At 57.6% G+C, this 22,860-nt stretch carries 29 protein-coding genes and 1 pseudogene; 16 read left to right on the top strand and 14 right to left on the bottom strand.

Annotated elements, in window-relative coordinates; all coding sequences use genetic code 11:
* Positions 1-31 precede the first annotated feature (31 nt).
* The 4 genes from JFT87_RS24235 (at position 32) to JFT87_RS24220 (ending at position 2,222) form a co-directional block, all read left to right on the top strand.
* Complete coding sequence (locus JFT87_RS24235; RefSeq protein WP_201191238.1) at positions 32-268, top strand: glutaredoxin family protein; 237 nt, start codon at positions 32-34, stop codon at positions 266-268.
* Between the two features lie 151 nt (positions 269-419).
* Positions 420-740 carry a transcriptional regulator gene (locus JFT87_RS24230; RefSeq protein WP_201205505.1) on the top strand — a complete coding sequence of 107 codons (321 nt, stop codon included), beginning with the start codon at positions 420-422 and terminating at the stop codon, positions 738-740.
* 71 nt (positions 741-811) lie between these two features.
* Positions 812-1,702 (top strand): pseudouridine synthase, encoded by an 891-nt coding sequence (locus JFT87_RS24225; protein ID WP_201205503.1) that lies wholly within the window; start codon positions 812-814, stop codon positions 1,700-1,702.
* A 211-nt stretch (positions 1,703-1,913) separates the two neighbouring features.
* Positions 1,914-2,222, top strand: coding sequence for a class I SAM-dependent methyltransferase (locus JFT87_RS24220; protein ID WP_201205501.1), 309 nt, complete (start codon positions 1,914-1,916; stop codon positions 2,220-2,222).
* A gap of 12 nt (positions 2,223-2,234) precedes the next feature.
* Here the strand turns inward: JFT87_RS24220 and greB are convergent, their stop codons facing one another.
* Genes greB through JFT87_RS24205 form a run of 3 tightly spaced genes read right to left on the bottom strand, consistent with a single transcriptional unit; the run spans position 2,235 to position 5,954 of the window.
* Positions 2,235-2,732: a transcription elongation factor GreB gene (gene greB, locus JFT87_RS24215; protein WP_033057207.1), complete on the bottom strand. Its 498-nt coding sequence runs from the start codon at positions 2,730-2,732 to the stop codon at positions 2,235-2,237.
* A 34-nt stretch (positions 2,733-2,766) separates the two neighbouring features.
* Positions 2,767-5,271: an ABC transporter permease gene (locus tag JFT87_RS24210; protein ID WP_201205499.1), complete on the bottom strand. Its 2,505-nt coding sequence runs from the start codon at positions 5,269-5,271 to the stop codon at positions 2,767-2,769.
* Positions 5,271-5,954 carry an ABC transporter ATP-binding protein gene (locus tag JFT87_RS24205; RefSeq protein WP_201205497.1) on the bottom strand — a complete coding sequence of 228 codons (684 nt, stop codon included), beginning with the start codon at positions 5,952-5,954 and terminating at the stop codon, positions 5,271-5,273. Before JFT87_RS24205 ends, JFT87_RS24210 begins: the two co-directional genes overlap by 1 nt.
* A gap of 10 nt (positions 5,955-5,964) precedes the next feature.
* On the opposite strand from JFT87_RS24205, the gene JFT87_RS24200 reads away from it, so the two are divergent.
* Positions 5,965-6,570 (top strand): arylesterase, encoded by a 606-nt coding sequence (locus JFT87_RS24200; protein WP_201205495.1) that lies wholly within the window; start codon positions 5,965-5,967, stop codon positions 6,568-6,570.
* Between the two features lie 18 nt (positions 6,571-6,588).
* Here the strand turns inward: JFT87_RS24200 and hxsC are convergent, their stop codons facing one another.
* Genes hxsC through hxsA2 form a run of 4 tightly spaced genes read right to left on the bottom strand, consistent with a single transcriptional unit; the run spans position 6,589 to position 9,784 of the window.
* Positions 6,589-7,752, bottom strand: coding sequence for a His-Xaa-Ser system radical SAM maturase HxsC (gene hxsC / locus JFT87_RS24195; protein WP_201205493.1), 1,164 nt, complete (start codon positions 7,750-7,752; stop codon positions 6,589-6,591).
* Positions 7,746-9,203 carry a His-Xaa-Ser system radical SAM maturase HxsB gene (hxsB, locus tag JFT87_RS24190; RefSeq protein WP_201205491.1) on the bottom strand — a complete coding sequence of 486 codons (1,458 nt, stop codon included), beginning with the start codon at positions 9,201-9,203 and terminating at the stop codon, positions 7,746-7,748. The genes hxsC and hxsB overlap by 7 nt, the downstream gene beginning before the upstream one ends.
* Entirely contained in the window at positions 9,196-9,498 is a 303-nt protein-coding gene (gene hxsD, locus JFT87_RS24185) for a His-Xaa-Ser system protein HxsD (protein ID WP_166224438.1), read from the bottom strand. The genes hxsB and hxsD overlap by 8 nt, the downstream gene beginning before the upstream one ends.
* A 1-nt stretch (position 9,499) precedes the next feature.
* Positions 9,500-9,784: a His-Xaa-Ser repeat protein HxsA2 gene (gene hxsA2 / locus JFT87_RS28930; RefSeq protein WP_207202652.1), complete on the bottom strand. Its 285-nt coding sequence runs from the start codon at positions 9,782-9,784 to the stop codon at positions 9,500-9,502.
* A 154-nt stretch (positions 9,785-9,938) separates the two neighbouring features.
* Here hxsA2 and JFT87_RS24180 point away from each other — a divergent pair.
* The 3 genes and pseudogenes from JFT87_RS24180 to JFT87_RS24170 form a co-directional block, all read left to right on the top strand.
* Positions 9,939-10,082: pseudogene (locus tag JFT87_RS24180) on the top strand (arylesterase); the annotation flags it as partial.
* A gap of 55 nt (positions 10,083-10,137) precedes the next feature.
* A complete protein-coding gene (locus JFT87_RS24175) occupies positions 10,138-10,431 on the top strand; it encodes a hypothetical protein (RefSeq protein ID WP_201205489.1) in 294 nt (97 codons plus the stop codon).
* Between the two features lie 201 nt (positions 10,432-10,632).
* Positions 10,633-11,604 carry a L,D-transpeptidase family protein gene (locus JFT87_RS24170; protein WP_201205487.1) on the top strand — a complete coding sequence of 324 codons (972 nt, stop codon included), beginning with the start codon at positions 10,633-10,635 and terminating at the stop codon, positions 11,602-11,604.
* 124 nt (positions 11,605-11,728) lie between these two features.
* Here the strand turns inward: JFT87_RS24170 and oprI are convergent, their stop codons facing one another.
* Positions 11,729-11,980: an outer membrane lipoprotei OprI gene (gene oprI, locus JFT87_RS24165; protein ID WP_002553018.1), complete on the bottom strand. Its 252-nt coding sequence runs from the start codon at positions 11,978-11,980 to the stop codon at positions 11,729-11,731.
* Positions 11,981-12,621: 641 nt separating this feature from the next.
* Here oprI and JFT87_RS24160 point away from each other — a divergent pair.
* Positions 12,622-12,909, top strand: a complete 288-nt coding sequence (locus JFT87_RS24160; protein WP_020800382.1) for a GNAT family N-acetyltransferase — start codon at positions 12,622-12,624, stop codon at positions 12,907-12,909.
* A 62-nt stretch (positions 12,910-12,971) separates the two neighbouring features.
* On the opposite strand, the gene JFT87_RS24155 is transcribed toward JFT87_RS24160, so the two are convergent.
* Both JFT87_RS24155 and JFT87_RS24150 read right to left on the bottom strand, forming a co-directional pair.
* Complete coding sequence (locus JFT87_RS24155; protein ID WP_149660118.1) at positions 12,972-14,048, bottom strand: 3-deoxy-7-phosphoheptulonate synthase; 1,077 nt, start codon at positions 14,046-14,048, stop codon at positions 12,972-12,974.
* Positions 14,049-14,209: 161 nt separating this feature from the next.
* Positions 14,210-14,653, bottom strand: a complete 444-nt coding sequence (locus tag JFT87_RS24150; RefSeq protein WP_201205485.1) for a PilZ domain-containing protein — start codon at positions 14,651-14,653, stop codon at positions 14,210-14,212.
* Here JFT87_RS24150 and JFT87_RS24145 point away from each other — a divergent pair.
* The 5 genes from JFT87_RS24145 to cysB all read left to right on the top strand — a co-directional run bounded on the left by JFT87_RS24145 (position 14,652) and on the right by cysB (position 18,726).
* A complete protein-coding gene (locus tag JFT87_RS24145) occupies positions 14,652-15,038 on the top strand; it encodes a thioredoxin family protein (protein ID WP_201205483.1) in 387 nt (128 codons plus the stop codon). The two genes, JFT87_RS24150 and JFT87_RS24145, sit on opposite strands and share 2 nt — an antisense overlap.
* Entirely contained in the window at positions 15,039-15,992 is a 954-nt protein-coding gene (locus JFT87_RS24140) for a putative 2-dehydropantoate 2-reductase (protein WP_201205481.1), read from the top strand.
* Positions 15,993-16,016: 24 nt separating this feature from the next.
* Positions 16,017-16,922, top strand: a complete 906-nt coding sequence (locus JFT87_RS24135; protein ID WP_201205479.1) for a 5'-nucleotidase — start codon at positions 16,017-16,019, stop codon at positions 16,920-16,922.
* Positions 16,923-17,017: 95 nt separating this feature from the next.
* On the top strand, positions 17,018-17,521 hold the full coding sequence (locus JFT87_RS24130; RefSeq protein ID WP_201205477.1) for a universal stress protein: 504 nt from the start codon (positions 17,018-17,020) through the stop codon (positions 17,519-17,521).
* Positions 17,522-17,751: 230 nt separating this feature from the next.
* Positions 17,752-18,726, top strand: a complete 975-nt coding sequence (gene cysB, locus JFT87_RS24125; protein ID WP_054052018.1) for an HTH-type transcriptional regulator CysB — start codon at positions 17,752-17,754, stop codon at positions 18,724-18,726.
* Positions 18,727-18,732: 6 nt separating this feature from the next.
* On the opposite strand, the gene JFT87_RS24120 is transcribed toward cysB, so the two are convergent.
* On the bottom strand, positions 18,733-19,215 hold the full coding sequence (locus JFT87_RS24120; RefSeq protein ID WP_201205475.1) for a GreA/GreB family elongation factor: 483 nt from the start codon (positions 19,213-19,215) through the stop codon (positions 18,733-18,735).
* Positions 19,216-19,229: 14 nt separating this feature from the next.
* A complete protein-coding gene (locus tag JFT87_RS24115) occupies positions 19,230-19,640 on the bottom strand; it encodes a hypothetical protein (protein WP_201205473.1) in 411 nt (136 codons plus the stop codon).
* Between the two features lie 124 nt (positions 19,641-19,764).
* On the opposite strand from JFT87_RS24115, the gene earP reads away from it, so the two are divergent.
* Together earP and JFT87_RS24105 are read left to right on the top strand one after the other, a co-directional pair.
* A complete protein-coding gene (gene earP / locus JFT87_RS24110; protein ID WP_201205471.1) occupies positions 19,765-20,907 on the top strand; it encodes an elongation factor P maturation arginine rhamnosyltransferase EarP in 1,143 nt (380 codons plus the stop codon).
* A 48-nt stretch (positions 20,908-20,955) separates the two neighbouring features.
* Positions 20,956-21,525, top strand: a complete 570-nt coding sequence (locus JFT87_RS24105) for an elongation factor P (protein WP_032626910.1) — start codon at positions 20,956-20,958, stop codon at positions 21,523-21,525.
* A 142-nt stretch (positions 21,526-21,667) separates the two neighbouring features.
* Here JFT87_RS24105 and JFT87_RS24100 read toward each other — a convergent pair whose 3' ends face one another.
* Together JFT87_RS24100 and JFT87_RS24095 are read right to left on the bottom strand one after the other, a co-directional pair.
* Entirely contained in the window at positions 21,668-22,087 is a 420-nt protein-coding gene (locus JFT87_RS24100; RefSeq protein ID WP_201205469.1) for an organic hydroperoxide resistance protein, read from the bottom strand.
* 300 nt (positions 22,088-22,387) lie between these two features.
* Positions 22,388-22,852: a MarR family winged helix-turn-helix transcriptional regulator gene (locus JFT87_RS24095; protein WP_201205467.1), complete on the bottom strand. Its 465-nt coding sequence runs from the start codon at positions 22,850-22,852 to the stop codon at positions 22,388-22,390.
* Positions 22,853-22,860: the final 8 nt, after the last annotated feature.

Genomic DNA, 22,860 nt, shown 5'->3' with positions numbered 1-22,860 from the left:
ATGAAACCTCACTTTGCCTGGTCTGTTTGTCATGCCTCCTGAATGTCAGCTATTCGGCACCCTGGGTTGCCATCTGTGTGAACTTGCCGAAGAAGAACTGATGCCCTTGGTCGAGCACGGTTTGTTGGTGGAGTTGGTCGATATCGCGGAAAACGAAGATTGGGTCGAGGACTATGGCCTGCGTATCCCGGTGTTGCGGCGTCTTGATAGCGGCGCTGAACTCGATTGGCCCTTCGATGCCGAGCAGGTCGTGGCGTTCTTGCGCTGAACGTTCCCACCCGTCGCGGTGTTGCGTTCATCCATTGGCGCAAAACAGGTTATTCGGTTACTGTATGTCTGTACAGTTATTCGGATTGCCTGCCCTGCATCCTTCTCTTTCGGAGTTGGCCAGGTGATCCCGTGAGTCAGAGGGATGAACCGTGGTCAATGTCGAACAATTGAAGAACAGCGTGAACCGGATGTCGGCCGACGTGGTGCGCGAGGCGGTCCTCGAATTGCGTCTGGATGGCCTGGTCACCGAAGGTAAAACCCCGTTCAACAAGCTGCATTTCAACACCTGTTTCGCCGAAATCGAAGCCTTGTTCCAGCGCGCGGGCTATCACCGGCAACTGGATGTCGTGGGTTATCAAGGCTTGATGTATGCGCTTTACGATCCCGGCCGCTGGGAAGCGGTGGATGTATTGCGCTGGCTCAAGGAGTTCACTGAGGCTGCCGCGCGGACCCAGTCGATCCCGGCTTGAGGATTCTTCGCTAGGTTCGCTCCGGTCACTGTTGGATAATGCCGCCCTGCATTGAGGGTTAGAGCTTTCGTATGTCCACTTCGTCTTTTTCTGCTGCACACAGCCAGGCCAGCACCCTCTACTTGCCACCCGGCCCGTGGCAGACCGTCCTCGATTGCCTGTGCGAGCACTTTCGCGCAATTGGTCGTGAACAGTGGCTGGACCGGATCGCTCGCGGTCGTGTCCTCGACGGACAAGGCCTGCCAATCGCCCTTGACCTGGCCTACAAGGAAGGTCTGCGGATTCACTATTTTCGTGAGGTGCCGGACGAAAAACCTATTCCGGTGATCGAGTCGATCCTGTACGCCGACGAACATCTGGTAGTCGCGGACAAACCGCACTTTCTGCCCGTAACGCCGGCTGGCGAATACGTGGAGCAGACTCTGCTACGGCGGCTGATCCACCGCTTGGATAATCCCCACTTGGTGCCTTTGCACCGCATCGACCGGCATACCGCGGGGCTCGTGCTGTTTTCAGCCAATCCTCAGACGCGTTCGGCGTATCAGTCGTTGTTCCCAGCGCGGCAAATCGAAAAACGCTACGAGGCCATTGCCCCGGCGTTGCCTGAGCTGGCCTTTCCGTTGGTCCATAAAAGCCGGCTTGTCGATGGCGAACCGTTCTTTCGCATGCAGGAAGGTCCGGGCGTCAGCAACACCGAGACGGCGGTCGAGGTCAGGGAGAAAAACGGCGAACTCTGGCGTTACGGGCTCTATCCGGTCACCGGCAAGAAGCACCAGTTGCGCGTGCACATGACGGCTTTGGGCGCGAGTATCTGCAATGATCCGTTCTACCCACAGGTGCTCAAGGACGTCGAGGATGATTACGCCAACCCCCTGAAATTGCTGGCCCAGGGACTGCGCTTTGTGGACCCGGTCACCGGTCAGGAGCGGGCCTTCGAAAGCACCATCACCTTGCAGTGGTGATAACGCTTATAGCTTCTGATTCTTGACACTGTCCGGTCACGTTCTCTAGGATGTTGCTCATGCGCCGATTTAAACAGCTACTTGCGGGGCGCCAGGTGACTCATCCAGTTGCCGATAGAAGCTTGAAACAGGCTTCGAAATACCGCTAAAGCGCTGGTTCGGTGTTGCCTCTCACCTGCCATGCAGACTTTTGAGGCAGAGACACGACCCAATGAATGCACTAAGCCCCGTTGTACGCCCCGCGCCGATCACGGCACACCTCACCCAGCGCAATCCAAAAATCCTGCTTGGCGGCAAACATCAGCCGACGCTTCTGCGTTATCTCGACGGCTGGCCACGTCGTACTGGCGGCCCCGCAGCTTTCCTGATCCAGTTTGTCGAAGATGGTGAGTCACTGGCTCGGTTTGCCAACGACAGTTTTGATCTGGCGGTGATTCAGTCGCCGAGCCTTGAAGATGCGCCCGAAGTGATCAAACAATTAACCCGTGTCGCTCGACAAGGGTTGATTACCCGGCGCTGAGGTTTCAGGACGCTACAGATACTCGATCGCCACGATATACACGCACTGCTCACCGGTGGGTGTCTGGACCCGGACTTCTGCGTCCAGTGCCTTACCGATCAGAGCGCGGGCCAGTGGCGAATCAATGCTGATCAGTCCCAGTTTGAGGTCCAGTTCGTCCGGGCCGACAATGCGATAGCGCGACTCTTTGCCGTCCTCATCTTCAATCGTCACCCAGGCGCCGAAATACACCTTGTTCGGATCGCTGGGTTTTTCGCTGACGACTTTCAGGGCTTCCAGTCGTTTGGTGAGAAAACGCACACGACTGTCGATCTCGCGCAGCATTTTCTTGCCGTAGGTGTATTCGGCATTTTCCGAGCGATCACCCTGGGCCGCTGCCTCGCTGACCGATTGCGTTACCTGCGGTCGGCGCACGTGCCAGAGTTCGTGAAACTCGGCACGCATCCGCGCTTCACCTTCGGGGGTGATCAGCGCGGTGCCAGCGGTGCGGGGAGGGCGATAACGGCTCATGGCGACTTCTTGTGGTAGAGAGTGCTGGAGTCTATCAACCCTCGCGCAGGACTGTCAGGGGGCTGGCGTTCAGGGCGCGACGCGTGCCGAACACACCGGCACCGCCGATCAGTGCCGCGCCGATCAATGGCAGCACCAGCAGCCACGGATGCGGGTGCCAGGGCAGGTCGAAGGCGTAACGGTAAAGCACCAGGCTGACCAGCTCCGAACCCAGGGCCGCCAGCAGGCCGCTGACGGCGCCGAGCAAGCCGAACTCGATGCGCCGGGCCTTGACCAGCAATTGGCGCTCGGCCCCTAGGGCGCGTAACAGCGCCCCTTGGCGAATTCGTTCATCCAGTGTTGCTTGCAGGCCGGAGAACAGCACGGCCATGCCCGCCGCCAGCACGAACAACAACACGTATTCCACCGCCAGGGTGACTTGGGCAAGGATACTGCGCAGCTGTTCCAGCAAGGCTTCAACTTGCAGAATGGTGACCGCCGGGAACGCCCGGGACAGATCGACAATCTGCTGATCGTGACCGGCTGCCAGATAAAAACTGGTGAGGTAGGTCGCGGGCAGATCTTTCAAAGTGCCGGGCTGAAAGATCATGAAGAAGTTCGGCTGGAAGTTGTCCCAGTTGATCTCCCGCAGGCTGGTGACTTTCGCTTCGCGATTGACCCCGCCGACGGTGAACACCAGATGATCGCCCAGCTTGAGCTTCAGGCTCTCGGCAACCTTGCCTTCCACCGACACACCGGGAACATCCTCCGGCGTTTGTTCGGTCCACCAGGTTCCCGAAGTGAGCTTGTTGCCCGCTGGCAGGTCCGCCGCCCAAGTCAGGCTCAGGTCACGCTGGATCGCCCGGTCACCGGCCGAATCCTTGCTGACGATGTCCTGCACCGCTTCGCCATTGATACTGATCAGCCTGCCTGGTACCACCGGGTACAGCGGCGCCGATTGTGCCGACAGTTCGATCAGCCGATCGGTGAACGCCTGTTTGTCCGCCGGGAGAATATTCAGCGCGAAATAATTCGGTGCGTTTTTCGGCAACTGGTTCTGCCAGGTGTCCAGCAGCTCGCCGCGCAGCAATGCAATCAGCGCCATGGACAGCAGAATCAAACCGAAGGCCAGGGATTGGCCAGCGGCCGCCAATGGATGACGCAGCAGTTGGCCCAGACCCAGGCGCCACGGCAACGACGCACGGGCCAACATTCGACGCAGGCTATTGAGCAGCAACAGCAGCAAGCCGCCGAGCACCACCGCAGCGATCACGCCACCGCCCAGCAGGGCGAAGGTCAGCACCAGGTCCAGACTCAAACGCCACATGATCAACCCGAGTGCGCCCAGCGCCGCGCCATAGACCATCCAGGTGCTGGACGGGATTGGCAGCATGTCTCGACGCAATACGCGCAATGGCGGTACCCGGCCAAGGGCGGCCAGCGGTGGGAGGGCGAAACCGGCCAGTGCCACCAGCCCGGTGCCGATCCCGGCAATGGCTGGCAGCAAGCCGCCCGGTGGAACGTCAGTGGGCAGCAAGTCATGCAGCAGCGCAAACAGCCCGAGTTGCGCCAACCAGCCGAGAAGGGCGCCGCTGAGGCTGGCGAGCAAGCCAAGCACTGTCAGCTGCAAACTGAACAGCAGCATGGTTTCCCGACGGGACAGACCCAGACAGCGCAGCAAGGCGCTGGCATCGAATCGACGCATGGCGAAGCGTGTCGCTGACAGCGCCACGGCCACACCGGACAGCAAAACCGCCACCAGACTGGCCATGTTCAAGTAGCGCTCGGCCTTGCCCAGTGCACCACCGATCTGTCGGTTGCCATCCCGGGCATCTTGCAGGCGCTGGTTGGCGGCGAGGCCCGGCTTGACCAGTTGCCGATAGGTTTCCAGCGACTGGGCATTGCCGCGCCAGAGTTCGCGATAACTGACCCGGCTGCCGGGCTGCACCACGCCAGTCGCCGTAAGGTCGCTGAGGTTGATTAACACGCGCGGCGTCAGGCTGTAGAAATTGCCGGCGCGGTCCGGTTCATACGTCAACACCCGCGATAGCTTCAGGGTTTTCATGCCGACGTCGATGCTGTCGCCGATCTTCAGATCCAGAGCCGTCAGCAGGCGTGCTTCGACCCAGGCTTCGCCGGGTTTTGGCCCGCCGCCGGAAACTTCCGGGGCAAACGGCGCGGGGGCGCTTTTCAGTTCGCCGCGCAGTGGATAGACATCGTCGGCCGCCTTGATGCTGGACAGCTGAATGCCCTTGTCCGTGGCGATGACGCTGGAGAATTCCACCACCTGCGCATGTTCCAGGCCCAACTCCGTACCGCTTTTGATCTGCTCGGGGCGCGCAGGTGAACTGCCTTCGAGCAAAAGGTCGGCACCGAGAAACTCGGTGGCACGCAGCATCATGGCGCCATTGAGGCGGGCGCCGAAATAACCGATGGCAGTACTCGCCGCCACGGCCACCAGCAAGGCGAAGAACAACACCCGCAGCTCTCCGGCGCGGGCGTCGCGCAGCAGTTGGCGGATGGCGAGGCTGAACAGGCGCAATAGCGGCAAGCGTGCCATCAAGGCTCCAGAGGGGCGACCAGCAGGCCGGCTTCAAGGCGGATCAGGCGCCGGCAGCGATGTGCCAGGCGTTCGTCGTGGGTTACCAACACCAGGGTCGTACCGCGTTCCTGGTTCAGTTCGAACAGCAAGTCGCTGATGCGCTCGCCGGTGTGGCTGTCGAGGTTGCCGGTGGGTTCATCGGCAAACAACACGTCAGGTTCGGCGGCAAACGCACGGGCAATGGCCACGCGCTGCTGTTCACCGCCGGAGAGCTGGCGTGGCGAGTGGGTGAGGCGCTGGCCCAGGCCAACTCGTTGCAGCAATTCGGTGGCGCGCTCCCGGGCGTCTTTGCGGCCGTCGAGTTCCAGCGGCAGCATGACGTTTTCCAGCGCATTAAGACTGTCGAGCAACTGGAACGATTGAAAGACAAAACCCACGTGCTCGGCGCGGATGCGCGCGCGTTGATCTTCGTCGAGATTGCTCAGGGCCTGGCCGGCGAGGGTGACTTCGCCACTGCTCGGCAGATCGAGGCCGGCGAGCAGGCCCAGGAGGGTCGATTTACCGGAACCGGAGGCACCAACGATGGCCAGGCTGTCGCCCTTGTTCAGTTCCAGGCTGAGTTCGTGCAGGATAGTCAGTTCACCTTCCGCGCTGGGAACCACTTTGCTGAGGTTCTTCGCGGTGAGAATGCTTGCGCCCATGGAGAATCCGATGCGTGTGTGGTTTTTGAGTGCTGGCCTGGCCTTGATGTGCATGGCCCAGAACGCAGCGGCGGGTACAGTCCTGATCGTTGGCGATAGTATCAGCGCCGGTTTCGGACTGGATACCCGTTTGGGGTGGGTGTCGCTGCTTGAGCAACGGCTCAAGCGCGAAGGTTTCGACGATAAAGTGATCAACGCCTCCATCAGCGGCGACACCAGTGCCGGAGGCCAGGCACGCCTGCCGGCGCTGCTTGCAGAGCATAAACCCGAGTTGGTGATCCTCGAATTGGGAGGCAACGACGGCTTGCGCGGAATGCTGCCAACACAATTGCAACAAAACCTTGCGGCGATGATCGACAGCTCCCGGGCCAGTGGCGCCAAGGTCCTGTTGCTGGGCATGCAATTGCCACCCAACTACGGCAAGCGCTACACCGAAGCCTTTGCCGAGGTCTACGGCAACCTGGCCACCGAGAAAAAGATCCCGCTGGTGCCGTTTTTTCTCGAAGGAATCGGCGGTCATCCGGAGCTGATGCAAGCCGATGGCCTGCACCCGGCGGCAGGGGCTCAGGGCCAGTTGCTGGAAAATGTCTGGCCGACACTAAAACCGCTGCTTTGATATAGCTCTGCGGAGGCGTCAGAAAGGGGAAAGTTGTTTGCTGTATCCAAATTTGATCCCTGACGAGAAAAAGCCTCCGCATTCGCTTTGCTTTCTGCAGGTCAGGCATTCCGGCGCAAACTCATTTTTCCAGTCACTAATTGACTTTCGGTAGTACGGAAGAATGTCTGCGTTAACCAGACACAGCTGATGGTTGTAGACCGAAACGCTCATTCCATATTTGGCAAGAATCTGCACTGAATTGCTGAGAGTGTCTTTGTACTCGATGGGATCAATCCATAGCTCGTCAAGGTTAGCGCGAGTAAACCCCATCATTTCAAGCCCCATCAAAGCAACCTGATCAACGAACAAGAGATTGCGCGCAATGAACTCACATAATTGAGGAAGCCGCTGAATTGACAGCTTGTGCAAGACGACCCGAATCTCAACCTTCTGCCCCAAGCGTTTCAGGTTCAGAATGCCTCGGATGGTTTCGTCGAATGCGCCTCGAGCTTGCACGATGTAGTCATGCAGCATTGGATCGTCTGAGTAGACGGGAATGCCGACCATCGCATCGGGTATTCCTATCGCCGCGTATTTCTCAGCAAAGTCCGAGTCTTTAAAGCTTCTTCCGTTCGAAAGAATGTGGATGGCGGTTCTTGGCAAATAGCTTTTTGTCAGGCTAATGATTTTAAGAAACCGCTCCTTATTGGTCGTAGGCTCCCCACCAGTGAATCCTAGCTCACGGGTTTCCTTAGGAATCAATGGGATCAGGCTTTCGATTTCATCGAGTATCCATGAGTCATCGGCTGCTTTAGGAGGTTGTGAACACATAAGGCAATAGTTGTTGCACTGCTCAGTCAGCAGAATGCTGTTGTTCGGCGAAGAGGCCCGAAACAGAACCCGTATGCTTTGACGATCAGCGGAAAGCCGGACAATGTCATTGTTATCAATGTAGTCATAGTCATTCGGCAGGATCGAGTGGTCGGAACCCATTGGGAGTTCTTGAGCCAAATCCTGATGCTGCTCAGTCAGAAGATAGTGCGCAAATCCGCTGGGGATCGGGTATCCAGTCACCAGGTAGGCCATTTCTCTTCGTAGGATTTCGGGAAGGTTTCGGTTAGTGGAGACCTTGATTAGCGTGAGATCCTTGGAGACATCAACCGCATGTATTCGGATAATCTTTCCGCCGAGCTTCAGCATCGGTTGGCCCACCCCATAAAAATCCGTTTCGTTTGCTCATCGCTTCCCATCAGTTCAATGAGGTGCCTGAAGATCGACATATTCCGCTTGCAGAAAGCCGACTCAGGCTTTCTTGCCACCACATCCTTGTGTATTGCGTGATGGTAGACAGGTTCAGCACCACAGTAGGGTTCGAACGCACAGTCAGAACACATGGGGGCACTTAAAGTGAAGGAGTTTTCCAGTGCATCCAGAAGTTGATCAGAGAGGATGATCTCCTCATATGAATTCTCAAGAATGCTCCCCAACCGGAACGTATGATCACCCATTTCGGCAAGCATACGGCTTTCATCTGAGGCGTAGACCGATCCGTCATAGTTGAACACGATGGCTGCAATACCAGCACCGGCAGGGTTCATTAAATCAACAAACCCTGGGTCCCCCGATGTCAGCATTTTTGTCAGCACGATCGCGGAATACTGCTCTACAAATCGTATGCCCGACTTGTTTAGCTCAATGATGTACTCCAGACCTTCCTTGTAAAATTCCAGCCAGCGCTCCGTGTCATAGGACATGAATTTCTTGGTCTTGATCGCAAAGCCATAAGGGGAAAGCGTGCGCAGGAAAATGCCATCAAAGCCCAGGCGTAAGTATTCATCAATGATGTCACGTGCTCGTGGCAGGCTCTTATCTGTGGTTGTCATCAGGGCTGACACTTGATCATAGCCGAGGGCTGCACGGGCTTTCTTCAAGCCTTCCTCGAAACGCTGGTGACTATCTCGGCCAGGCCGTGGGCGATTTGCATTATGCAGATCCATTGGCCCATCGAGAGAAGATGAAAGCACGATATGGTGCTGCTTACAGAAATCGAGCATGTCATTGGTCAGTAGCGATAGCGTGGTCGCAATGACGAACCGCAGGTCACGCCCTTCCTTGAGGTTACGTTTTTTTGCCTCAAGAACGACGTACTTCACCAATTCGAAGTTCAGCAGCGGCTCGCCACCCTGAAACTCAATTTTGATGGCTGGATTCGGAGACCTGAAAACGAAATCCAACGACTTGTCTGCCATTTCCGTAGTCATGTCGAATTCGCCTTTGCTCTCCGACTGCCTCGACACCTGACAATATGGGCAGCTATGGTCGCAGCGAAGGGTCACCACAAAGATATGCAGATTGGTGAACTGGGCCAGCCTGGATAGCCGCGTGCGAATCTTGAGTGCCAGAAGCTGGAGCGGTGCTTGCTCTTCAGGAAATCGGATGAACTGCTTCGAACGTAGTGTTGGGATCAGCTCTGATGTAAACGATAGCGTTCTGTTGATCAGCTGTTCGAGTACCGGCACTGGCAGGACTTGGTACTCGCCCGCCATATTGGTAATGACGTATTGGCAGTCATTCAATCGATCGAATTTGAACGGCAGCAGCTCGTAAGGGCGTTGCTGAGCATAGAAATCCAGCTTCTGAAATTTACTCACTGATCAGTCCGGTTTTCGAGAAGGCCAGTCCAAGGATCAGATTTTTGATGGGCAACGTTTCAGCATTCAACTGGTGGCGCAGTTGGTAGTCGATCACGTCCTTCTTGAATTCTTGAACAGCGAGTAGAAATGAAGGCTCTTCGACGCCGATATTTGAGGACAAAACGCAGCTGAATTTTCCGTCAGCGCACGTAATATCAACCGTCAGCGAGTTCATTGCCCGATAAGCAGCTTTTTGCAGCACTTGTGCTTCGTAAAGCTGCTCGTCATATACGAGCGTCACCTCACGTCCCATGTCAGGAGCCCGAATGATGGGAGCTGTGGGAGCTGTGAGATGAGTGGGAGCTATGGGAGCTGTGATAGGCCATGAATTGACCTTGGTCACCGCGTTTTAACACGAACTCGAATAGATCATTGCCGCTGCGTACCGAAAGGTTTTCATTCGGAGGAGGCGTTTGAATTGAGATTGTTTGGTCGATGGTGGTTTCTACGATCTCGTGAGGTGCCGACGCTGAAGCCTGTTCAGTGGCAACAGCCGCGGCCAAGGTAGCCATAGGAACCAAAAAGGAACGGTTTTTCATAATGGGATTTCCTTATCAGAGTTGGGGTTACTCGAGGAGAGTCTATGTGCATACAAGGTGATGTCAATATGGAATTAGCGTGACCTTATGGTTCTTCCGTCGAAATCCGACAAACGTATCGGGCTCCCTGATTTTCTAAGCTCAAACGTTGGTCAAAAAGATCCCGCTGGTGCCGTTTTTTCTCGAAGGAATCGGCGGTCATCCGGAGCTGATGCAAGCCGATGGCCTGCACCCGGCGGCAGGGGCTCAGGGCCAGTTGCTGGAAAATGTCTGGCCGACACTGAAACCGCTGCTTTGACGCTTTTCTAGTGGCGGTGTTTCGGCTAAGGTGGCGCCCCGATTTGGAGCCCCCGATGTCGCGTCCCGCCTGGTCCCTTTTTGCCTACCAACTGATCGAGCCTGACGAGCAGCTGGATCTGTTCGCCTGCCAGGAAGTGCGGGTGCATCTGGTGACCCGTCAGCTGGAACTCGGCGGCTCGGCAGACCGGACCCTCTGCGGCAGCTTGCTGCCGGCGCAACCACGCTGGTCGAGCGTGGATCGCAGGGTCTTTCAGGATCAGCGTTTGTGCTCGTTGTGCCGGGCCATCCTCGAGTCGCAAAAACGCGGCACCTCGCCGATCTGGCCGGAACTGCGTTTCGAGCTTTGATCTTGTAGGAGCCGAGCTTGCTCGCGAAGGGGTCGTGTCAGTCAATACGTCTGGCGACTGACACACCGCATTCGCGAGCAGGCTCGCTCCCACCCAAAGCACCTTGCATCGCCTGCTGCAGGGTGGTCTCCCCGAAATTTCAAAGTGCGGTGTACAATCGCCGTCTTATACCTCTAGTCGTTCATGCGAAGGATTTTCCGGATGTTGCCGCGCTTTCCCGCCGTCACCCGCTGCTTGACCCTTGCTGCCCTCTGTGTGGCCGGTCCTGTTTCAGCATTGGAGCTGCCTCTACCACCCCCTGGTGAAGACATCATCGGTCAGGTGCAAGTGATCAAGGCCAAGTACGAAGATACCTTCGCCGACCTTGGTACCACTTACGATCTGGGCTATTCGGAAATGGTCGCGGCCAACCCGGGCGTCGATGCCTGGCTGCCGGGCGCCGGCACCGAAATCATTCTGCCGACCCGCTTCATCCTGCCGCCGGGTCCGCGTGAAGGCATTGTGATCAACCTGGCTGAATACCGTCTCTACTACTACCCGAAAGGCCGGAACGTGGTGTACACCTTCCCGCTGGGTATCGGTCGTGAAGGCTGGGGTTCGCCAATCGCTCACACCACCATCACCGCCAAAACGCCTAACCCGACCTGGACCCCCCCAGCGTCGATCAAGGCCGAGCACGCCGCTGATGGTGACCCGTTGCCGAATGTGGTGCCGGCCGGCCCTGATAACCCGCTGGGGCCGTTCAAGTTCAGCCTCGGCACGCCGGGCTACCTGATTCATGGCTCGAACAAAAAATTCGGTATCGGCATGCGCACCAGCCACGGCTGCTTCCGCATGTTCAACAACAACGTGCTGGAAATGGCGGGCATGGTGCCGGTCGGTACGTCGGTGCGGATCATCAACGACCCGTACAAGTTCGGCATGAGTGGCGGCAAGGTTTATCTGGAGGCGCATACGCCGCTGGACGACAACGGCAACCCGTCGGTGGTCGACAAGCACACCGCCGTGATCAACGCGATGCTCAAGCGTGAAGACATCACCAACAACCTGCGCATGAACTGGGATGTGGTGCGTGACGTGGTTGCTGCCGAAGATGGCATGCCGGTAGAGATTGCCGTGCCGAATACTTCTGCACCGATGGCGTCGAGTGCGCCGATCGACCTGCAGCAGTAAACGCTGAAAAGAACCCGCCGACGCAGGCTGTGTCGGCGGGTTTTTTTATGCCTGGGACTAAACGCCAGGCATAAAAAAAGCCGACCCATAAATGGATCGGCTTGATAACAACCCCGAAGGATTATTACTTGCGGCTAGCTTTGTCCAGCATGCGCAGAGCACGCTCGTTAGCTTCGTCAGCAGTCTGTTGTGCTTTTTGAGCAGCAGCCAGAGCTTCATCAGCTTTACGGTAAGCTTCGTCTGCACGAGCCTGGGAGCGAGCAGCTGCGTCTTCAGTAGCGGTCAGACGTGCTTCGGTTTCTTTCGATACGCTGCTGCAACCGGTAGCCAGAACTGCGGCCAGAGCCAGAGCAGAGAATTTCAGAACGTTGTTCATCGTGTTCCCCTTCAAGGACTTTCTATTAAGTAGCTGTCTCCTCAGAGTGAGGAAATAGCCGGCGTACATACTACCCATTACTTGTCGTAAGTAAACTGACGTAAAGCAAGAAGCAAAAAAAATTGTAGGCGTTGATTCTTTTTCGAGCAACTTTTAACTGCACTGGATAAAAAATATCCAGCTAGAAAGCCCGAGCTGAGCGAGCCGTGCGCAAAAAGTTCCCGATCAAAAAGGCGGTATTTTCAGTCTTTGTTAAAGTCTGTCTACATGCTGTCGTCTACACTTTTGTTCGGATTTTGCGCAGCGCCTCTCATATCTTTCTGCATGTTGAGGTGACTTTAACAAAGGGCGCTCGTCTTAAGTCTCAACATCCGGCAATGTTCAGGCTTTCGACCCGGGGAAGATCCTCGGTCGAGCCGTCCCTGCGTAACCCGGAGCCGTACCTGCCGCCCCCAACGTGATGACGAGCGCACCTTGAGCATTTCTGCCAATGGTGCCTACTATTTGATACGTGCCCGGTTGCGCGAGATAGGTGCAGCTCTTCTCGGTGTCCATTCAGGCACAGGGTGGCGTAGATGTTCCTTCGCCGGAAAAACATCGGTAAGGTAGGGGTCAGAATCCAAGACCCGCGAGGAGTAGTGATGAGCGAGGCGTTGTCCATCCACCATGACCAGGCTGGTCATCAGTTCGAGACCAATGTGGACGGTCATCGTGCCTACCTGACCTATATGGATCTGGGGAAACAGACCCTGGATATCTATCGCACTTTCGTGCCCAACGCCTTGCGTGGCCGCGGCATTGCGGCGGCATTGACCGAGCAGGCGCTGCAGTACGCCGAGGAAATGGGTTACACAGTCATTCCATCGTGCTCCTACGTGGAGCGCTACATGGAGCGTCACCAGCGGCACGCTGCCAAGCTGAGCCAGTAAACACAACGCATAAAAAAACGCCGGGTTTAGCCCGGCGTTTTTGTGTGCGCAGAAAACGGCGATCAGCTGCGATCGCGTTTCGGCAGCACGTCCTTGAGCTTGGCATGCATGCTGCGCAAGGTGTTTTCGGTGGCAGACCAGTCGATGCAGGCATCGGTGATCGATACGCCATATTGCAGATCGGCGAGGTCTTTCGGGATCGCCTGGCAGCCCCAGTTCAGGTGACTCTCGACCATCAGGCCGATGATCGACTGGTTGCCTTCGAGGATCTGGTTGGCGACGTTCTCCATCACCAGTGGTTGCAGGGCCGGGTCCTTGTTGGAGTTGGCGTGGCTGCAATCAACCATGATGTTTGGCTTGATCTTGGCTTTGTTCAGCGCTTGCTCGCACAGTGCGACGCTGACCGAATCGTAGTTCGGCTTGCCGTTGCCACCGCGCAATACCACGTGACCGTAGGCGTTGCCCTTGGTGGTGACGATCGAAACGCCACCTTCCTGGTTGATGCCCAGGAAACGGTGCGGGCTGGAAACCGACTGCAGGGCGTTGATCGCCACGGTCAGGCCGCCGTCGGTGCCGTTCTTGAAGCCGACTGCCGAGGACAGGCCGGAGGCCATTTCACGGTGAGTCTGGGATTCGGTGGTGCGCGCGCCAATGGCCGACCAACTGATCAGGTCCTGCAAATATTGCGGGGAGATCGGGTCGAGGGCTTCGGTCGCGGTCGGCAGACCCATCTCGGCCAGGTCCAGCAGCAATTTGCGACCGATGTGCAAACCGTCCTGAATCTTGAACGAGTCGTCCAGGTACGGATCGTTGATCAGACCTTTCCAGCCAACGGTGGTCCGTGGCTTCTCGAAATACACGCGCATGACCAGATACAAGGTATCGGACACTTCGGCGGCCAGTGTTTTCAGGCGCTCGGCGTATTCGTGGGCAGCCTTGATGTCGTGGATCGAGCAAGGCCCGATCACAACGAACAAGCGGTGGTCGGTGCCATCAAGAATGTTGCGAATGACTTCGCGGCCTTTGGTCACGGTGCGCAGGGCAGCGTCGCTCAGAGGGATATCACGCTTGAGCTGATCAGGGGTGATCAGCGTCTCGTTGGAAGCGACGTTTAGGTCGTTGATCGGTAAATCAGCCATCGTTTACTCGTCAGGTCACGGGTGCCGGCCGCCAGCGAACCCGCGCGGCGGAGCACAGCAAATTAAGCGCGTCGGGAGCGGAACCTTAGCGCGTTACACCGTGGCTCGACAATGGGCAAACACTGGTTTAGGGGGCATTCTCAGTTAGTTTGCGCGTGGACCTAATCCAGCACAGGCTGTGCAAAAGCCTTGCGAACCGTGTCGTGGGAGAACTCGTCGGCATGCTGCTGGACCCATTCGAGGGCCAGCGCTTGAATATCCTGCAAGTCCTCCTGCACCTCGTGCAGGCGGCAATAGCGTTCGATCTGGCATGCCTGTTCGCCCATCCGGGCACTGAACAGCATCTGCTCGTCAACAAAGGCAATGCCCACCAGATAGCCGCGCTTTCGTCGCAGGCACCAGGCTACATAGCCTAGGTAACGCAAGTCGGGGTTCAAGGTCGGCATGCGAACTTCCAGCGCCGTGCCGTGGCGCCAGGCGCGGTGGTAATTGCAAGCCATGCCGCCGAGGCTGATAGTGTGCAGCCGTTGCCGTGAAATGCACTCATGTTTGAGTAGCGTCAGCTCCACGGGCACATCGTCAGGATGAGGAAGAAAACGTCCCATGAACACGGACTCCCTGTGTCGCCCATTTGACATTGTTTCCCCCAGTATAGTGTTCGAATCGGAACTGACCGATTTCGACGCCGACCAACGGCTGCTGGCGATGAGCGGTACTTCACTGGTGATTTTCACCAGCGTCGGCTGCGCCAGTTGCCGTTTTGCCCGCGAGCAATTGCCAAGGCTTGATCTGGTGGTCGATCAGTTGTGCTGGATCGACGCCGGCAACAATGGCGGGTTGGTGGAACGTTATGAGGTCTTTCATTTGCCGGCGCTGTTTGTGGTGCGCGACGGTGAGTTCTTTGGGGCATTGCACACGCGCCTGGCTGCTGATGCGCTGAATGCGGCACTGGCCCAGGCACTGGATCGAATTGCAGAGGAGTTGCCATAAATGGGGACAATCAACAAACCGGTGGTGGGGATTATCGGTACTGGGGCCATCGGCGGGTTCTACGGTTTGATGCTGGCGCGGGCCGGATTCGATGTGCACTTTCTGTTGCGCAGCGAATTCTCTGCCGTTGCCGAGCGTGGTTTGCAGGTGGACAGCGCGGTGCACGGCAAGCTGACTCTCGATCCGGTGCAGGCCTATTCCGCGGCCGAAGACATGCCGCCGTGCGACTGGCTTCTTGTCGGCGCCAAGACCACCAGCACCGCCGGCCTCGCCCCGGCGATTGTCCAGGCAGGCAAACCCGACGCGAAAGTGCTGGTGTTGCAAAACGGTCTGGACGTCGAGGACAGCCTGCGTGAACTGCTCCCCGACTCCCTGCATGTATTGGGCGGTTTATGCCTGATCTGCGTGCATCGGGACGGGCCGGGGCAGATTACCCATCAGGCCCTCGGCGCGGTGAATGTCGGTTATCACAGCGGCCCGGCCGGTGATGAGCAGGCCCGCCAGGCAATCGTCGAAGAGGGCGCAGGATTGTTCCGCTCGGCTGGCATCGACTCTCAGGGCATGCCGAACCTGCATCAGGCGCGCTGGCAAAAACTGGTCTGGAATATCCCTTACAACGGTCTGTCGGTGCTGCTTGGGGCGAGCACTACACCGCTGATGGCCGACGCCGACAGTCGGGAACTGATCAAGGCGTTGATGGCCGAAGTGGTTCGGGGCGCAATCGCCTGCGGTCACGACATCCCGGCCGGGTATGCCGATCACCTGTTTATGGTGACCGAAAAAATGCCCGACTATTGGCCGAGCATGTACCACGATTTCCAGCACAAACGACCGCTGGAGCTGGAAGCGATCTACGCTCGGCCCCTGGCGGCGGCGAAAGCGGCGGGATGTGAATTGCCGCGCATCGAGGCCTTGTATCGGGCGCTTGGTTTTATCGATCGACGAAACGTTTAAGTCGATCAACCAGAGGGGACGGGCATGGCCAAGGACATAGATGACAAGTTGGTGCTGGCGATTTCATCGCGAGCGTTGTTCGACTTGAGCGAGAGCCACAAGGTGTATGAGTCGAGCGGCGTCGAAGCCTATCGGCAATACCAGATCGAGCACGAAGACGAGATCCTCGAGCCCGGCGATGCCTTTGCGCTGGTGGAAAAACTCCTGAAACTCAATACCAGCCTTGGCCGCGCCCGGGTCGAAGTCGTGCTGGTATCGCGCAATAGTGCCGACACCGGCCTGCGGGTGTTCAACTCGATTCACCACTACGGCCTGGCGATTTCCCGTGCGGCGTTTGTCGGCGGGCGCAGTCCTTATCCGTACCTCAAGGCTTTTGGTTGCGACCTGTTTCTGTCGACTCATGCCGAAGATGTGCGCAGCGCACTCGATGCCGGCTTTGCCGCCGCGACCATTCTGTCGGGCGGCGCGAGCCGTGCGGCCAGTGACGAATTGCGCATTGCCTTCGACGGTGACGCGGTGCTGTTTTCCGACGAGTCGGAGCGCGTGTATCAATCGGGTGGCCTTGCGGCATTTCAGGCCAGTGAACGTGAAGCTGCCCGCGAGCCCTTGCGCGGTGGGCCGTTCAAAGGCTTCCTGGCGGCGCTCAATCTGTTGCAGCGCGAATTCCCCGACGACGCTTGCCCGATCCGCACGGCGCTGGTGACTGCACGTTCGGCACCGGCCCACGAGCGTGTGATCCGCACGCTGCGCGAGTGGGACATTCGCCTGGACGAATCGCTGTTTCTCGGCGGCCTGACCAAAGCGGCGTTTTTGGAAGCCTTTGCCGCCGACGTGTTTTTCGATGATCAGGCCGGCCATTGCGAACTGGCTCGCGAAGTGGTCGCCACCGGTCATGTGCCTCACGGCATCAGCAACGAGCAGAAAGTTTAAGCCCTTGCTTCAAGGCGTTACGCGGCCCGTCGTACACGCCAAGGCACTGCTAAGCTGAATCAAATCTCCGCCAAGTTGGCACGCAAGGAGGTCATATGATTGGTTCCATGCTGTATGCCACCGACCTCGGCCTGTACGCACCTTTGGTGATGCAGCACGCCTTGGCATTGGCGCGAACATTCAATGCCGACTTGTATGTGGTGCACGCGGTGGAACCCATGGGGCTGTTCGCCGAATCGGTGCTGCAAAGTTATCTCGATGAACAGGCGCTGAACGAGTTTCACAGTCAGGGCCTGAGCACGGTAATCGCCAATATTGAGCAACGGGTGCTCGAAAGCTTTCGTGAAGAGCTGGGGGAGGAGGGCGAGCAGGATCTGGAGCGGATCAAAGCGGTGCGGGTGCTTCAGGGCGATCCGTCGCAGGTGATTCTTGAGCAGGCGCAGAAACTCTCGGTGGATTTGCTGATCCTAGGTAGTCATAGCCATCGTGCTGGTGCGGAAACACCTTTGGGGCGTACGGCGGCGCGTGTGCTGCAACTGGCGCGGGTGCCGGTCTATCTGGTGCCGTTGGTGGAACGTCGGCGCCAAGGTGATCGTTAGTGTCCTGCTTCGCAAATACTGTTCCTTTTTGACGGGGCCTGTTACTGCCATGGTGCGTTGCCTGGCAGCAACAGTCCCTCGTCAAAAGAGGAGCGTATTCACGAAGCAGGACGCCAGAACACGAATAATGGCGTTTTGATAAAAAAGTTCTAGATTTATTCTTCAAACCATTAATATAGTTATATACCGTCGCTGATGCCCGTGGCGTCTACCTGCTTTGAGGGATTCATATGAAGCTTCAACAATTGCGCTACATCTGGGAAGTGGCGCACCACGACCTCAACGTTTCCGCTACAGCCCAAAGTCTCTACACCTCGCAGCCGGGCATCAGTAAGCAGATCCGCCTATTGGAAGACGAATTGGGCGTTGAGGTGTTCGCTCGCAGCGGCAAGCACCTGACCCGCGTCACCCCGGCCGGCGAGCGTATCATCACCACCGCCGGCGAGATCCTGCGCAAGGTTGAAAGCATCAAGCAGATCGCCCAGGAATTCTCCAACGAGAAGAAAGGCACCCTGTCGATCGCCACCACCCACACCCAAGCGCGTTATGCGCTGCCGCCGGTGATCAGCAATTTCATCAAGCAATACCCGGACGTAGCCCTGCACATGCACCAGGGTTCGCCGATGCAGATCGCCGAAATGGCCGCTGACGGCACCGTTGATTTTGCCATTGCCACCGAAGCCCTCGAGCTGTTCGGCGACCTGGTGATGATGCCGTGCTACCGCTGGAACCGCTGCGTGGTTGTGCCTCAGGGGCACCCCCTGACCAAGCTGCCGAAGCTGACCCTCGAAGCCCTGGCCGAATACCCGATCGTGACCTACGTGTTCGGTTTCACCGGCCGCTCGAAACTCGACGAAGCCTTCAGCCATCGTGGCCTGACGCCGAAAGTGGTGTTCACCGCCGCCGACGCCGACGTGATCAAGACTTACGTTCGCCTGGGTCTGGGCGTGGGCATCGTCGCCAAAATGGCGGTCGACGCCAAACTCGATAGCGACCTGGTGATGCTTGATGCCAGCGATCTGTTCGAGTCCAGTATTACCAAAATCGGTTTCCGTCGCGGCACGTTCCTGCGTGGTTTCATGTGCGACTTCATCGAGAAGTTTGCCCCGCACCTGACCCGCGAAGTCATGGCCAAAGCCATTCAGTGCCACAACAAGCAGGAACTGGAAGAGCTGTTCGACGGCGTCGAATTACCAGTCCATTAATCTGCCTTACACAACCTCGGTGACAGCAAACTGTTGCCGAGCGCCCGCCACCAGAATCTCCACATCGTCCCCTTCGAACTTGCCCAGCAGGCTTTTGCCCAGCGGCGAGCGGGGGGTGATGACGGTGATCATCTGCCCCACCAAGTCAACCTTCAAACCCGCCGCATCGGGGGCCAGGAACAGCCATTGTTCACGACCCTTCTCGTCCTCCAGGCCGAGCAGGGCGCCGACCTCGATACCGCGCTGATCGTCATACGGGCGCAATGTCAGGTTTTGGCACAGCGTCAGTGAATGACGGATTTCCTCGACCCGTTTCGCCTGCCCGGCCGCGAGGTAAGACGCCTCCAGCCCCAACGTGTCGTACTTGTTTTCGGCGATATTTTCTTCGTGGGTCGCGGTTTCGTAGGCGGTTTGCGCAGCGCGTTCGGCGATGTCGAGATCGATGCGCAGCTTGTCGAGAATCAGTTGGTGGACGGTCGGCTTGTGCATAGAGAGCTTCATGATCAATCGCAGAATTGCAGGACGTTGGCGCGGCTTTTTTCGCTCGGCGCGGTCTGGTCCTGTTGCAGCCAGAACTGGCATTTCGGATTCGACAGGTTGCGGTTATTCGTGCGGGCCTGATCCAGGGTTTGTTGCTGTTCGTTCTTGCGCAGGTTTTCTTTGTATTGTTCGAACAGCGGGCTCTGAGGCGGGATGTCCGGCACCGGTTGCACCACTGCCGTCGGTTGGGTCAGCCGCTGGACGACCTGAGCCACGGGCGCCAATTGCTCGGAGGGCAAAAAACGCGAAGCGAGCCAACAGGTCAGCGCGATGGCGATGAACCCCAGCCAAAGACCCACGGCAATACTGGCGGTCAATTGCATGGCATTGAGGCGAATCGGCAACGGGCGGCGCGGGTTGGGACGGTAGGGCATGGCTGCCTCCTGGCGGGTAGTCGCGGGCGGATGGCGATTGTCGCACGAAGATTAATCGCCGTCGGCTCTTCTGCACGGGGTAATTTATGCGGACAATCGGCGCCTTTGCCAACGGGAGCCCGCAATGCCTGAACTGAAAACCCGCTGGGATATTTTTTGCACGGTGGTCGACAACTTTGGCGACATCGGCGTGACCTGGCGCCTGGCCCGGCAACTGGTGGCCGAACATTCTGTGGTCGTGCGCCTATGGGTTGACGACCTGCGCGCCTTCGAACGCCTGTGCCCGGAAATCGACATCAATGCGCCCCAGCAATGGCAGCAGGGAGTCGAGGTGTGTCACTGGCCAGCCGAATGGCAACCGGTTGATGCCGCTGATGTGGTGATCGCCGCGTTCGCTTGCCAACTGCCCGGCGTGTACATGGACGCCATGGTCGAGCAGGAAAAACCGCCGTTGTGGCTGAATCTGGATTACTTGAGCGCCGAGGACTGGGTCATCGGTTGCCACGGTCTGCCGTCGGTGAAGTACAAGAGCGTGCAGAAGTACTTCTTCTTCCCGGGGTTCCAGAAGGACACCGGTGGCTTGCTGCGTGAAAGCGGATTGCTGGAGCGGCGTCGGCAGTTTCAGCAAAGCCCCGAAGCCCAGCGAGAATTCCTGCAAGGTTTGGGCGTTGATCGTGCACCCGCAGCCCGGTTGATCTCGCTGTTTGCCTACGAAAACACTGGGCTGGCGAGCTGGCTTGACAGGCTGTCGACCGACCCGACACCCACGCATCTGCTGGTGCCCGAAGGGCGGATTCTCGGTGATGTCGAACGCTGGCTCGGGGTCAGCGGCCTGGTGGCCGGTGCGCTGCATGTGCGCGATGCACTGACTGTTCAGGTGCTGCCGTTCGTCCGGCAGGATCAATACGATCACCTGCTCTGGTGCTGCGATTTCAATGCTGTACGCGGCGAAGACTCGTTTGTCCGCGCCCAATGGGCAGGGCGGCCGATGCTCTGGCACATCTATCAGCAGGAAGAAGATGTGCACCTGGAGAAGCTCGAAGCCTTCATCGCGCTCTATACAAAAGGCTTGTCGACGCCGGCCAGCGAGGCGATCAGCGGTCTTTGGCGGGCGTGGAATGCTGGCGAAGACATGGCCGACCAGTGGCTGGCGACCCGTAAACACTGGCCGGAGCTGGAAAAACATGCCGAGGCGTGGTGTCTGGAACAAGCCTTGCAGGCTGATCTTGCCGCAGCGCTGGTACAGTTTTATGTAAATTGGATATGATACGCGGCCTAGATTTTTGTAAATCCCATCCAAATTCGGATATTCGCAATGAAAACTGGTAAAGAACTGAAACCCGGTACCGTGATCCGTCTCGAAAACGATCCTTGGCTGGTTCAGAAAGCTGAATTCACCAAGTCCGGTCGTAACAGCGCGATCATGAAGACCAAGCTGAAGAACCTGCTGACCGGTTACAAGACCGAGATCGTTTACAGCGCTGACGACAAACTGGACGACGTAATCCTCGACCGTAAAGAAGCGACCCTGTCCTTCATCAGCGGCGACACCTACACGTTCATGGACACCACTGACTACACCATGTACGAGCTGAACGCTGAGGACATCGAAGCCGTTCTGCCTTTCGTTGAAGAAGGCATGACCGATGTTTGCGAAGCGATCTTCTTCGAAGAGCGCCTGGTTTCCGTAGAACTGCCGACCACTATCGTGCGCGTAGTTGACTACACCGAAGGTTCCGCTCGCGGTGACACTTCCGGCAAAGTCATGAAGCCTGCCAAGTTGAGCAACGGTACTGAGCTGCAAGTTGCCGACTTCATCGAAATCGGTGATCGCATCGAAATCGACACCCGCGAAGGCGGTTCCTACAAAGGCCGTGCTAAATAAGCACAGCTTGAGTAATGAAAAAGCCCGACCATTGAGTCGGGCTTTTTTGTGCCTGCCAGAAAGATCGAAAGATCGCAGCCTGCGGCATTTCCTACAGGATTCGGTGTAGGCGCTGTCGCAGGCTGCGATCTTTTTGCTTTATTCAGACAGTGACGTGCAGGCGCACATCGACGTTGCCACGGGTGGCGTTCGAGTACGGGCAGACCTGGTGAGCGGCATCAACCAGGGTTTGTGCATCGGCTTGCTCAAGACCCGGCAGGCTGATGTGCAGGTCAATGTCCAGTCCGAAACCGCCCGGGATCTGGCCGATGCCGACATGGGCGGTGATCGAAGCGTCGTTCGGGATGGTGCGTTTGGTCTGGCTGGCGACGAACTTCAGTGCGCCGATGAAACAGGCGGAGTAGCCGGCGGCGAACAGTTGTTCCGGGTTGGTCGCCGAGCCGCCAGCACCACCGAGTTCTTTCGGAGTGGCGAGTTTGACGTCGAGGATGTCGTCGCTGGAAACCGCACGACCGTCACGGCCACCGGTGGAGGTTGCGATTGCGGTGTAGAGAGTTTGCATGGTGTGAGTCTCATTCGGGTTTTTGGTGTTTTGCGCTAAATGTTTGCGCGCTAAGTAACTGCGAGGTAAATGTAGTTCGCTAATAGTTTGTGCGCAATATAAATTTTTGAAAATGCAGCGCTGATAATTCCGATGCTTCGTTCAATGACGTTTATAAGCGCGGTCTAGAGCGGTCGGAGGGCGTTTTCGGAAGGCGAAAAGTCTTTGTAGGAGCAAGGCTTGCCCGCGATGGCGGTGTATCAGTCAAAGCGATTCCGGCAGGGAGCAAGTCTTCGCGGGCAAGCCTTGCTCCTACAAGAATCAGGCGAGGCTGTTTTGCAGGTAGCTGCGCAGGGCCTGCAATTCGGACTGCAGGTTTTGCAGACGCTCCAGGCTGAAGCCGCTGGCGCCAAGGATGCACTGCGGAATGTCCCGAGCCTTGTCCCGCAGGGCGCGACCCTGTTCGGTCAGTTCGACAATCACCACCCGTTCATCTTCACGGCTGCGGGTCCGGCTGAGCAAACCTTCGACTTCCAGGCGTTTAAGCAGCGGCGTCAACGACCCCGGATCGGTCAGCAGTCGCGTGCTGATTTCGCCTACGGTCAATCCATCCCGTTCCCACAACACCATCATCGCCAGGTACTGCGGATAGGTTAGCCCCAGTGCTTGCAGCAAAGGTTTGTAGACCTTGGTCATCAGTAGCGAAGTGGAGTGCAAGGCGAAGCAGACCTGATTGTCCAGCAGCAGGTTGTCGCAGTTGTCCGGGGTGTTGCGTTCGGTGGTCATGTCAAAGC

The organism is Pseudomonas sp. TH15, from assembly GCF_016651105.1.
Taxonomy (GTDB): domain Bacteria; phylum Pseudomonadota; class Gammaproteobacteria; order Pseudomonadales; family Pseudomonadaceae; genus Aquipseudomonas.
The sequence above is the reverse complement of the archived record's forward strand: the minus strand, read 5'-3'. Positions and strand labels throughout refer to the sequence as shown.